Annotated in this window: 8 protein-coding genes and 2 rRNA genes (1 of these 10 only partly in view); 3 read left to right on the top strand and 7 right to left on the bottom strand. The window is 69.1% G+C overall.

The window, feature by feature from the left end; genetic code table 11:
- The 3 genes from ACLLJJ_RS16360 to ACLLJJ_RS16350 form a co-directional block, all read left to right on the top strand.
- A 23S ribosomal RNA gene (locus tag ACLLJJ_RS16360) occupies window positions 1–949 on the top strand (it extends 2,174 nt beyond the left edge of the window).
- 74 nt (window positions 950–1,023) lie between these two features.
- Window positions 1,024–1,140 (top strand): 5S ribosomal RNA (gene rrf / locus ACLLJJ_RS16355).
- Window positions 1,141–1,313: 173 nt separating this feature from the next.
- Window positions 1,314–1,775: a hypothetical protein gene (locus ACLLJJ_RS16350; RefSeq protein WP_434591670.1), complete on the top strand. Its 462-nt coding sequence runs from the start codon at window positions 1,314–1,316 to the stop codon at window positions 1,773–1,775.
- A gap of 33 nt (window positions 1,776–1,808) precedes the next feature.
- Here ACLLJJ_RS16350 and ACLLJJ_RS16345 read toward each other — a convergent pair whose 3' ends face one another.
- The 7 genes from ACLLJJ_RS16345 to ACLLJJ_RS16315 all read right to left on the bottom strand — a co-directional run bounded on the left by ACLLJJ_RS16345 (window position 1,809) and on the right by ACLLJJ_RS16315 (window position 10,623).
- Window positions 1,809–2,366 (bottom strand): amidohydrolase family protein, encoded by a 558-nt coding sequence (locus tag ACLLJJ_RS16345; RefSeq protein ID WP_434591668.1) that lies wholly within the window; start codon window positions 2,364–2,366, stop codon window positions 1,809–1,811.
- A complete protein-coding gene (locus tag ACLLJJ_RS16340) occupies window positions 2,273–3,358 on the bottom strand; it encodes an amidohydrolase family protein (RefSeq protein WP_434591665.1) in 1,086 nt (361 codons plus the stop codon). Before ACLLJJ_RS16340 ends, ACLLJJ_RS16345 begins: the two co-directional genes overlap by 94 nt.
- Before the next feature lie 127 nt (window positions 3,359–3,485).
- Window positions 3,486–5,447: a type VI secretion protein gene (locus tag ACLLJJ_RS16335; protein WP_434591661.1), complete on the bottom strand. Its 1,962-nt coding sequence runs from the start codon at window positions 5,445–5,447 to the stop codon at window positions 3,486–3,488.
- A 1-nt stretch (window position 5,448) separates the two neighbouring features.
- Complete coding sequence (locus ACLLJJ_RS16330; RefSeq protein ID WP_434591658.1) at window positions 5,449–6,858, bottom strand: ATP-binding protein; 1,410 nt, start codon at window positions 6,856–6,858, stop codon at window positions 5,449–5,451.
- A gap of 18 nt (window positions 6,859–6,876) precedes the next feature.
- Window positions 6,877–8,427 carry an SCO6880 family protein gene (locus ACLLJJ_RS16325; RefSeq protein WP_434591655.1) on the bottom strand — a complete coding sequence of 517 codons (1,551 nt, stop codon included), beginning with the start codon at window positions 8,425–8,427 and terminating at the stop codon, window positions 6,877–6,879.
- A complete protein-coding gene (locus tag ACLLJJ_RS16320) occupies window positions 8,424–9,707 on the bottom strand; it encodes a hypothetical protein (protein WP_434591654.1) in 1,284 nt (427 codons plus the stop codon). The genes ACLLJJ_RS16325 and ACLLJJ_RS16320 overlap by 4 nt, the downstream gene beginning before the upstream one ends.
- Before the next feature lie 64 nt (window positions 9,708–9,771).
- A complete protein-coding gene (locus ACLLJJ_RS16315; protein ID WP_434591651.1) occupies window positions 9,772–10,623 on the bottom strand; it encodes a hypothetical protein in 852 nt (283 codons plus the stop codon).
- Window positions 10,624–10,734 lie beyond the last annotated feature (111 nt).

Below are 10,734 nucleotides of genomic sequence, written 5' to 3'. Positions count from 1 at the left end.
TAAGTTCCGACCTGCACGAATGGCGTAACGACTTCTCGACTGTCTCAACCATAGGCCCGGTGAAATTGCACTACGAGTAAAGATGCTCGTTTCGCGCAGAAGGACGGAAAGACCCCGGGACCTTTACTATAGTTTGATATTGGTGTTCGGTTCGGCTTGTGTAGGATAGGTGGGAGACGTTGAAGCATGCACGCCAGTGTGTGTGGAGTCAATCTTGAAATACCACTCTGGTCGTGCTGGATGTCTAACCTCGGTCCGTGATCCGGATCAGGGACAGTGTCTGATGGGTAGTTTAACTGGGGCGGTTGCCTCCTAAAGAGTAACGGAGGCGCCCAAAGGTTCCCTCAGCCTGGTTGGCAATCAGGTGTTGAGTGTAAGTGCACAAGGGAGCTTGACTGTGAGACCGACGGGTCGAGCAGGGACGAAAGTCGGGACTAGTGATCCGGCAGTGGCTTGTGGAAGCGCTGTCGCTCAACGGATAAAAGGTACCCCGGGGATAACAGGCTGATCTTCCCCAAGAGTCCATATCGACGGGATGGTTTGGCACCTCGATGTCGGCTCGTCGCATCCTGGGGCTGGAGTCGGTCCCAAGGGTTGGGCTGTTCGCCCATTAAAGCGGTACGCGAGCTGGGTTTAGAACGTCGTGAGACAGTTCGGTCCCTATCCTCTGCGCGCGTAGGAATATTGAGAAGGGCTGTCCCTAGTACGAGAGGACCGGGACGGACGAACCTCTGGTGTGCCAGTTGTCCTGCCAAGGGCACGGCTGGTTGGCTACGTTCGGAAAGGATAACCGCTGAAAGCATCTAAGCGGGAAGCCTGCTTCGAGATGAGTATTCCCACCACCTTGAGTGGTTAAGGCTCCCAGTAGACGACTGGGTTGATAGGCCAGATGTGGAAGCCCGGTAACGGGTGGAGCTGACTGGTACTAATAGGCCGAGGGCTTGTCCTCAGTTGCTCGCGTCCACTGTGTTAGTTCTGAAGTAACGAACTGTGCATACACCGGTTTGGTTAACTTCATAGAGTTTCGGTGGTCATAGCGTTAGGGAAACGCCCGGTTACATTTCGAACCCGGAAGCTAAGCCTTTCAGCGCCGATGGTACTGCAGGGGGGACCCTGTGGGAGAGTAGGACGCCGCCGAACAATTATTGTGGGAAAGCCCCGCACCTTATGGTGCGGGGCTTTTCTGCGTTCTGAGCCGGATTGAACGCTGGAGGACGATTCTCCGTACGGATGTACGGACCCTCGTGCAGGGGTCGGGGTCGCCGCAGTCCGGCGGGGCCCCCTTGATCTGGTGGCGCAGTGAGGATCGGCTCATGGATGACGACAGCAGGCTTCCCGTGCGGGCACTCCCGGACGGCACCGCGGAGCTGCGGCTGGTGGTTCGGCTGGACTGGCAGGACGTCGCGGCCCTGGGGCAGGAGGCGGCCCGGTTGGCCGCGCAGGATCAACGGCCCGTCACTCTCGACGAGGCGGCCGGCCGGCGGCTGCGTACCCGCGCCTCGGTCCCCGCGCGATCGGCGTCGGAGCAGTCCTCGGCCGTCGGCGGGCCGTCGGTGACGGCGGGGGCGGGCTCATCGGTGTCCGCGATCTCCGGTCGGTCACCGTCGGAGCAGGCCAGGCACGCCATCGAGAAGCTCAACGAACCGCTGGGGGACTCTGGTCCCGGCAAGGCGCCGATGCCTCCGGCGTCGGCCCCGGCCACCCCCGTGAGTCCCGTGGCGGTGTCGTCGCTCGACGGCCGGACGAGTCAGGCGGCGGCGGCCGCGGGCCGGTGAGGGCGGGGTGAGGACGGCAAGGCGCCGCTGCGTTCAGCAGCACCTTGCCGTCCTCACCACCGTCGGGCCCTGCGGGGGCTCGCTCCTGGACGCTGCATTCGCGACCGCTGCCAGCAGTCGGGCCCGCTCCTGGCCCCCGATGAACCTGCCGGCCGAGACCACCGCGTCGATCCGCCGCGTATGCCGGATGTCCCGCAGCGGGTTCGGGTCCAGGATCACCAGGTCCGCCGCGTCCCGGGGCAGGCCCAGTAGCCGGGTGGGGTTCGCTGTGGCCGTGCGCAGGACGTCGTACGGGGAGAGGCCTGCCTCGGCGAGCAGTTCCAGCTCTCCGTGGAGCGAGAACCCTGGGACCAGATAGCCCGTGCCGGTGTCGGTGCCGGCCATCAACCGCACTCCCGCGCGGTGCAGTTCGGTCACCAGGTGCAGACGGTGCCGGTAGATCTCGTGGATGCGCTCGGTGTCCCGCGTCGTACGGGAGCCCGTCAGTGCCTGCCAGATCAGCGGCCAGCTCCGGACCTGCCAGGCCGGGAGGTACTTCCACTCCTCGGCGGTGGCGGGCAGTTGGTCCGTACGCTCCAGGGCGTGGTGCACGCTGAGCGTCGGGACGACACGCGTGCCTTTCGCGGCGAGCAGGTCGAACAGGGCGTGGGCCCGCCCGGCGTCGTACGCGCGTACCGCTTCCCACTCCAGTGCTTGGATCCGGCGGAACCAACTCGCGTACCGGGCAAGGCTCGACGGCTCCTTCGGGTCCACCTGGATGCGGAGCAGGGCCTGCCTGAGCTCTCTCTCCTTCTCGCGTGACGCGGTGACGCGGTGACGCGGTGACGCGGTGACGCGGTGGCGAGGACGAGCGCGTGCAGATGCTCGATGGTCTGCTGGCCCGCGGCGCTCGCCTGCGCGACCGTCACCTGGTCGGGACAGTGGCCCGCGTACGGGATGTTCTGGAGGCGTGCCTCGTCGGCGACGGCGGAGTACGCCGCGAAAGTCAGCCGGGAATAGACCTTGACGAAGTCCGCGCCCTCCCGCTTCACCCTGCGGACGGCCCGGCGCGCCGCCATCGCGTCCGCCACCTCGATCAACTCCTGGCCGGTGTCGTCGGTCCACAGTGAGGGCGCGCCGTCGAGCATCACCCCGGCGATGACCATGCGGGGGCCCAGCAGCCTCCCGGCGCTGATCTCTTCGCGCCAGCGGTGATGCAGGGGCAGGCCCCACATCTGGCGGGTCGCGGTGACGCCGTTGAGCGGGAAGAGCGGCGACTCCACAGTCGCGGAGCCGGTGGAATGGACATGCGACTCGACGAGGCCCGGGATGACGTACTTGCCGGTCAGATCGATGGTCCGGGCCCCGCGCGGCACGGGCAGTTGGGCGCTGGGGCCCGTACAGGTGATGCGGCCGTCGCTGATCAGCAGCGTGCGGTCCTCGGCGGCGGCGCGGGAGGCGGCGCCGTCGGTGTACGGGTCGATGAGGGTGGCGTGGGTCAGGGCCAGGACGGGGGACGGGTGCGGGCCCGTTTCGTCGTGCGGGAAGGGGGCGCTGTCGGTTCGTGCCGTTGCCGTGGCGAACGCTTCGCGTCGAGTGGGCATGATGGCTCCCGGGTCGAGGGTGCGGACAGCACACACGTACGACAGTGGTCCTGCGCAGAGCATCAAGCAGTGGGCGCTACCGGCCAATTGGGGGTGGGTCCGCTGCTCTTCCGGGCCGACGCGCGGGTCAGTCGGTGAGGGTGTGGTCCGGCCATCGGGCCCGCCCCTGCTCCGGCGAGCGGAGCAGGACGAGGATCGGCAGTCCCTGGTCCCGGCCGTTCGACAGCAGCTCAGGGAGCCGGGGAAGGGGAGCCACCGCCGCGACATCGTCGAGGACGAGCGTCATTGGTGGGTCGAGCCGACCGTCGGATGACCGTGCGGCCATGCGGCGGCCGTGCTCGACCACGTCTGCTGCGAGTGCGGTGAGCAGAGGCATGGCCCCGGGTCGCGACCGGGGGTCCTCGATTGCTTCACCCACCACATAAAGGGTGCCCCCTTCATCGGCGAATGATTCCAGCGTGAGCGAATCGGTTCGATTCTGGGTGCAGGCCTCGCGGATGTGGATCGAGGAGAGCGCGGCCAGGGCTCGGGCCGTCAACTCCTGGGCGATCTCGCGGCGTTCGGGATGCGCGGTGAGAGCGGATTCGAGGAGGCCCGCAGCGCCGCTGGACGCTTTCGGGTGGGTGCGGAGGATACGTACCGCCTCGTGCGCGCTGTGGCCCTGTGCCCAGCGGTGCACCTGCCGGAACGGGCGCCCGTCGACGGCGGCGGCGTGCAGCCAACTGCTCAGGAGCGTCTCGGCGGTGTCGGCCATCGCGGTGTCGAGGCGTGCCTGTGGCCGTACGGGTGCGAGCAGTGCGACGGCGCGGGCGGCGGCCACGTCGGCCTTCTCGCAGCCGGCGGTGGGCGACCAGTGGAGGCGGGCCGGGGTGTCGCAGAGATGCCCGGGGTCGTACACGAGGACGGGCCCCAGCTTGGCGCGGGCGTCCTTCGTCTCGGCCCACACGCTGGGGTCGGACGTGACGACGAGGACGGGCCCTTCGGCGTCCAGGACGGCCTGGACGGTGGTGGGCCGCCGGGTCTCGGGGCTGCCGTAAAGGACGCGGGGGGCGCGGGGCGCGGGCACGGCGGGGGTGCCCCACGCGTCGGTCGCACCCGGAGAGGGGGACGCGTACGGGGGCGGGGTGGTGCCGGGCGGCGTCGCGACGGGCGGGGCGCCGGAGGTGGCTCCCGGCAAGTGCAGTACTGCGTCCGGCCCTTGGGGGCCGCCGGTGCCTGGCGCGGCTCCGGCGAAGGCGTCGGCCGCTGCTGCGTGCGTACCGGTCGCCGGTGCTCCCGGCCCCGGGTGGCTCGCGCTCGCAGCGGGGTTTGCCGCGTCCCCGCCGGGGAGCCCCGCGTCCGCCGTGTGGGCGAAGTGCGGTCCCGGGCCGGCCCCTTGGGGGGCGACCGGTCCCCATCCTGCTCCGGCGCTCGGGGCCGCGCCTCCAGGGACTGCGCCGCCCGCCGGGAAGTACGCGTTCTGGGCAGGTGGCCCACCGGCGCCCGCGATCGGACCCGGCCCGGGGCCCGGTCCCGCCGGGGGCAGGCCACCGGCCGGGTAGCCGTAGGCGCGGCCGGCCCCGCCGTCCGCGTCCGTGCCGTGCGCACCGCCGTATTCGTGACCGACCCCGGCACCCGTACCGCCATCACGACGCTCACCGCCACCGCGTCCCGCACCGGCAGCCTCGGCGCCACGCGCACCGGGACCCGTCCTTCCCCGGCCGCCAGCTCCCCGTACCGCCCTCCACCGCGCCAGCGTGCCCAGGGCGAAGATGGTCAGGACGACCAGGACCATGAGCTCGCCGATCAACAGGCCCCAGAACAGGCCGTATCCCGAGAGTTGGTCCGCCGGGGTGTCCGGCCAGGCCGCCGGGAGGTCCTGGGGGCCGCCGAGGAGGTGGCGCAGGGCGAGCGGCGTACGCGTGAAGGTGACGCCCTCCGGCCACGCGCCGTGGGCGAACAGGCCCGACAGGCCCGTCGCCAGCCACGCCAGGATCGTCAGGCCGAACAGGAAGGCCAGCAGGCCGACCAGCAGCCCGTCCGGGATGCCGCGTTCCGTCGGGCCGCCGCCCTGCCCGTGGCCCGTCCCCGGGCCTCCCCCGTGCGCCATTTCAGGCGACCGTCGATTCGGAGGACTCGTTCATCTGCTGCTCTATGAACGTGGCCCTCTCCTCCGCCTCCAGCTCGGCCGCGTGCATGTCGTCGGACATCATCTGCGCCGACGACTCCGTCATCGCGCGGTCGGTGAAGACCAGCGGCCGTTCGGCCTCGGTGATGAGGTGCTTGACGACCTGGACATTGCCGTTGACGTCCCACACCGCGATGCCCGGCGTCAGCGTCGGGATGATCTCGACCGCCCAGCGGGGCAGCCCGAGGACCAGGCCCGTCGCTCTCGCCTCGTCCGCCTTCTGGGCGTAGATCGTCCGCGTCGATGCCATCTTCAGGATCGCCGCGGCCTCCCGGGCCGCGGCTCCGTCCACCACGTCGGACAGGTGGTGGACCACCGCCACGAACGACAGACCGAGCCGACGCCCGAACTTGAGCAGCCGCTGGAACAGCTGCGCCACGAAAGGCGAGTTGATGATGTGCCACGCCTCTTCCACCAGGAAGATGCGCTTCTTGCGGTCGGGCCTGATCCAGGTGTGTTCCAGCCAGACGCCCACGATCGCCATCAGGATCGGCATCGCGATGGAGTTCCGGTCGATGTGCGACAGGTCGAAGACGATCAGCGGCGCGTCGAGGTCGATGCCGACGGTCGTCGGCCCGTCGAACATGCCCCGCAGGTCACCGTCGACGAGCCGGTCGATGACCAGGGCCACGTCCAGGCCCCAGGCCCGTACGTCGTCCAGGTCGACATTCATCGCGAGCGCCGACTCCGGTTTCGGGTGGCGCAGTTGCTCGACGATGTCGGTGAGGACGGGCTGGCGCTCGACGACCGTCTCGTGCACATACGCGTGCGCGACCTTGAGCGCGAAGCCGGACCGCTCGTCGAGCCCGTGCCCCATCGCGACCTCGATGATCGTACGGAGCAGGGCCAGCTGGCCCGTCGTGGTGATCGCCGGATCCAGCGGGTTGAGCTTGATCCCGCCGTCGAGCGCGGCCATCGGGTCGAGCCGGATGGGGGTTATGCCCAGCTCCTGGGCGATGAGGTTCCACTCGCCGACGCCGTCCTCGCCCTGCGCGTCGAGGACCACCACCTGGCGGTCCCGGAAGCGCAACTGGCGTAGTACGTAAGTCTTTTCCAGCGCCGACTTGCCGTTGCCGGACTCGCCGAGCACCAGCCAGTGCGGCGCGGGGAGCTGCTGTCCGTACAGCTGGAAGGGGTCGTAAATATACCCCTTGCCGCTGTACACCTCACGGCCGATGATCACGCCCGAGTCGCCGAGGCCGGGAGCCGCGGTCGGCAGATAGACGGCCTGGGCCTGCCCCGTCGACGTACGGACGGGGAGTCTGGTCGTCTCGACCTTCCCGAACAGGAAGCTGGTGAAGGCATCCGTGGCGGCGGCCAGGGGATCTCGCATGCGGGGTTGCCCTCTCGGCTAGCGGCGGATACCTGTGGCGAACGGCAACGTGTTGACGAAGGCGCGGTGATGCTCGCGGTCGCACCACTCCAGCTTCAGATACGACTTGCCGGCCGAGGCTCTGATGGTCCGCTTGTCGCGGGCCAGCGCCTCGGGCGAACGTGACGACACAGTGATGTACCCGACGAGGTTCACCCCCGCAGCACCGCTGGCGAGATCTTCACCCCGCTGGTCCATCCGGCCGTGTGCCGCGATGTCGCGCGGGTCGACGGTCCTGTTCATCTTCATGGCGCGGCTCGCGTCCGCGTCGTCGTTGGTCTTCTCCGTCAGCATCCGCTCGATGGCGACCTCGGTGGGTTCGAGATCCATGGTGACCGCGACCGTGCGGATCACATCGGGGGTGTGGACGAGCAGCGGGGCCAGGAAGTTGACGCCGACGGGCGTCATGGGCCATTCCTTCACCCAGGCGGTGGCGTGGCACCAGGGCGCACGCGTCGAGGACTCACGCGTCTTGGCCTGCAGGTACGTGGCTTCCATCGCATCCAGCTCGGCCGGCCAGGCATTGCGCTTCGTCATCGCCTGAATGTGGTCCATCGGGTGGTCCGGGTCGTACATCGAGTGCACGAGGGACGCCAGGCGCCCCTGTCCCAGCGGCTGGCGCACCCGGATGTCGGCCTCCGCGAGGCGCGCGCAGATGTCGGTGAGCTCGCGGGCCATGACGACGGCCAGACCGGCGTCCCGGTCGAGCTTGCGCCCGCCGTGCGGGCGGGCGGCGCGGGCCATGGTCTGCGCCTCGGCGGCCAGCTCGCGGGAGTAGTGCATGCAGGCGACGAGGTACGCGCGGTGCTGCTCGCTGGAGGTCGACACCATCGACTGGAGCTGCTCGTACGACTCCTGGAGCCATCCGGGTGCCTTGGTGTCGCCGCGCTGGGACACGTCCTTGGCGTGCGCGTCCGGGTCGGCGGGGAGCGTGCGCGCGAGCATCTGAAGGCGCGTCACATAGCCGTCACCGTTGGCGACATGCTTGAGCAGCGTGCCGAACCGGTCGACCAGTGCCTCCTGGTCCTCGCTGTCGCGCAGGCCGACGCCCGGACCCTCGATCTCGATGGCGGCGGTGACCGTGCGCCGGTCGGCGTGCAGCAGGACGGCGATCTCGTCCGGGCCGAAGGGCGCCGCGAGCCAGTTGATCCGCCCGATGCCGGGCGGCGGGCCGATCTCGACCTCGCGGCCGTCGCCGGTCACGCCCGCCTCCATTGCGGTGGAGCGGTACGCCGTGTTGCTGCGCAGGGTGCGCTTATAACTGCGGTTGATCTCGAACCACTTATAGAACGTGCGGTGCTTGTAGGGGACGTACACCGCCATCAGTGCGATGAGCGGGCAGCCCATCAGCAGGACGATCCGCAGGGAGAGGACGGGGACGAGCAGGCCGCTCATCATTCCGAGGAACGCACCGACGATGATCAGTGCGATCTCGCCGGTCTCGCGGTTCTTGCCGACGATCGCGTTCGGCCGGGCGCGGCCGATCAGATACGTGCGGCGGGGCGCGATCGGCTGGGACTGGGTCGTCAACGCCCTCCACCTCCACTGCTGTTGGTGCCGGAACCCTTGTTGCCGCCGGGGGCGCGGTGGCTGTGGGTGCTGGTGCTACGGGCCGAGGGCGCGGCGGAGGGAACGGCTCCGCCACCTCCTCCGGAGCTTCCGCCGCTGCTTCCGCCGCCGCCCGAAGGCCGGGAGCTGTGGGCCGCGACGCCGCCGCTGGCGGGGTTGGACTGGCGGGGTGGCGAGCTGCTCTGCCCGCCTCCGCCGCCGCGGCTGCTGTGGGTCTTGATGCCCTGCGAGACGAGGGCGGCGGGGGAGCTCATGACGGCGGCGGCCTGGGAGCCGTCGGTCGCCTTGTTGCGGGTGGTGCGGGCGGACGCGATCTCGTCGCCGAAGCCGGGGACGAAGCGGTAGATCATGGCGGAGGCGAAGATCGCGAGCAGGATGATGGCGAGGCCGGAGACGACCGCGGAGAACGCGTTCGGCCCCTCGTCCGCGGACAGGGCGCCGGCCAGGCCGAGCACGACCACGATGACGGGCTTGATCATGATCACCGCGATCATGATGCCTGCCCAGCGGCGCACGTGCCCCCACATGTTCTTGTCGACCAGCCCGGCGTACACGACGGTGCCGAGCAGCGCGCCGACGTACAGCAGGGCGGCCCTGATGACCAGCTCCAGCCACAGCACACCGGCGGCGAGCACGGTGACGAGGGAGATGACGATCAGCATGATCGGCCCGCCCCCGATGTCCTCGCCCTTCTTGAGCGCCTCGGCGAACGACCCGAAGAACACATCGGTCTGGCCGCCGGTGCCGGCCGCGATGACCTCGGTGATGCCGTCGGTGGCCGATACGACGGTGTAGAGGATCAGCGGCGTGAACGCGGACGCCAGCACGGTGAGCCACAGGAACCCGATGGCTTCGGACATGGCCGTGGCGAGCGGCACGCCCCGGATGGCGCGCTTGGCGACGGCCAGCAGCCACAGGACGATCGTGAGGACCGTGGACGCGGCGAATACGACGGCGTACTGCTGGAGGAATTTGGGGTTCGTGAAGTCGACATTGGCGGTCGACTTCACGGCTTCGGACAGCTTCCCGACGATCCACGCGGCGGCGTCGGCGCAGCCGCTGGCGAGGGAGGAGAGGGGGTCCAGGGAGTCGGCGGGGTCGGTGGGGGCGTTACGGGCGGCGCCGCCGCCGTCGCCGCCTTCGCAGTAGTCCTTTGCGGGGCCCCGGATGAGATCACAGGCGTCGTTGCTCTTGTCGGGATTGGGGGGCGGGGTGGGCGCTGCGAATGCACTGCCGGCCATCAGTACGACCGTGGTCTGTACAGCGGTGACGCCTGCCGTGAATGAGCAGACACGGTGAGCACGCTTACCGGGCATAGGTGAACCCTCCGAACTGCTCGACGGCGTCAGCCATGTCCTCGGCGGAGGAGGCAGTCTGGTCACGTCCCACCGGTGCGGGCCCCTCCTTCTGAGTGAAGTCGATGACCTTCCAGTCCCCGTTGACCCACTTCAGCTCGAAGGTGTTCGTGTACCAGCTCTCGGCCACGGGATTCTTGGAACTTTCGCCAGCCAACCCGAAAAGTGCCGAGTACCAGACGGAGACGCTTGCGGTTTCGGCGCCGAATTTTTCCGTCTTCGCGCCCACCGGGCTGAAACGCGAGATGAATGTCAGACCGTTGGGCGCGGTGCCATCTGGATTGAGCCCGATGCTGGCGAGGAACTTCTCACCGGAGTAGGCCTTGTCGAGATCGGTTTGCTGCGTGGCGGCCACTGGGGGGGCGTAGACGGTGTTCACGATCTCGTGACGTCGTTCCTTGCTGTACATACCGTCAGAGCCGAGTGCCACCAGGTAGTTCGTTGCAGCCGACTGCGCCCCCTGCTCGCTCTGCGAGAATCCGGCCGCGATCGCGCCGTTCTTGCCCTCCACGGGCCGGATGCCCGTCGCCGCCGTCGGCTCCGCGCCGCTGCCCTGCTTGGCTTTCGGGTCGGGGCTGCCTTCGCCGCCGCCGCGGTTGGCGAACGCGATGGCCGCGATGAGCAGGACCACCACGCCCATCACCGTGATCAGGGACCGTGAGGTCCGTACGGGCCGTCGCGCGCCTCCGTACACGTCGCTGCCACCGCCCTCGGGGAGGCGTGTGCGGGTCTGGCCGGAGCCGCCGACACGGTCCGAACGACCCGTGTCGCCGCCGTAGCCGTGCTCGTCACCGAGACTCATGCCGCGTACGCCCCCTCAACCGATTGCATATCCGCGTAGTACGACGGTAGCCGTGCTGGTTCCCGCGCGGGCGCGGTGTGGTGACTCGACATCAGGGAGACGCAACCTCAG

Origin of the sequence: Streptomyces sp. A5-4 (genome assembly GCF_051131715.1) — a bacterium.
Classification (GTDB): Bacteria; Actinomycetota; Actinomycetes; order Streptomycetales; family Streptomycetaceae; genus Streptomyces.
Note: the sequence above shows the minus strand (reverse complement) of the source record. Positions and strands in the feature narration are given on the sequence as shown.

What these genes read in the sequence shown, in the direction of transcription:
- ACLLJJ_RS16350 (WP_434591670.1), top strand. Translation starts at nt 1,314, where the DNA reads ATGGATGACGACAGCAGGCTTCCCGTGCGGGCACTCCCGGACGGCACC.
- ACLLJJ_RS16340 (WP_434591665.1), bottom strand. Translation starts at nt 3,358, where the DNA reads ATGCCCACTCGACGCGAAGCGTTCGCCACGGCAACGGCACGAACCGAC.
- ACLLJJ_RS16335 (WP_434591661.1), bottom strand. Translation starts at nt 5,447, where the DNA reads ATGGCGCACGGGGGAGGCCCGGGGACGGGCCACGGGCAGGGCGGCGGC.
- ACLLJJ_RS16330 (WP_434591658.1), bottom strand. Translation starts at nt 6,858, where the DNA reads ATGCGAGATCCCCTGGCCGCCGCCACGGATGCCTTCACCAGCTTCCTG.
- ACLLJJ_RS16320 (WP_434591654.1), bottom strand. Translation starts at nt 9,707, where the DNA reads ATGGCCGGCAGTGCATTCGCAGCGCCCACCCCGCCCCCCAATCCCGAC.
- ACLLJJ_RS16315 (WP_434591651.1), bottom strand. Translation starts at nt 10,623, where the DNA reads ATGAGTCTCGGTGACGAGCACGGCTACGGCGGCGACACGGGTCGTTCG.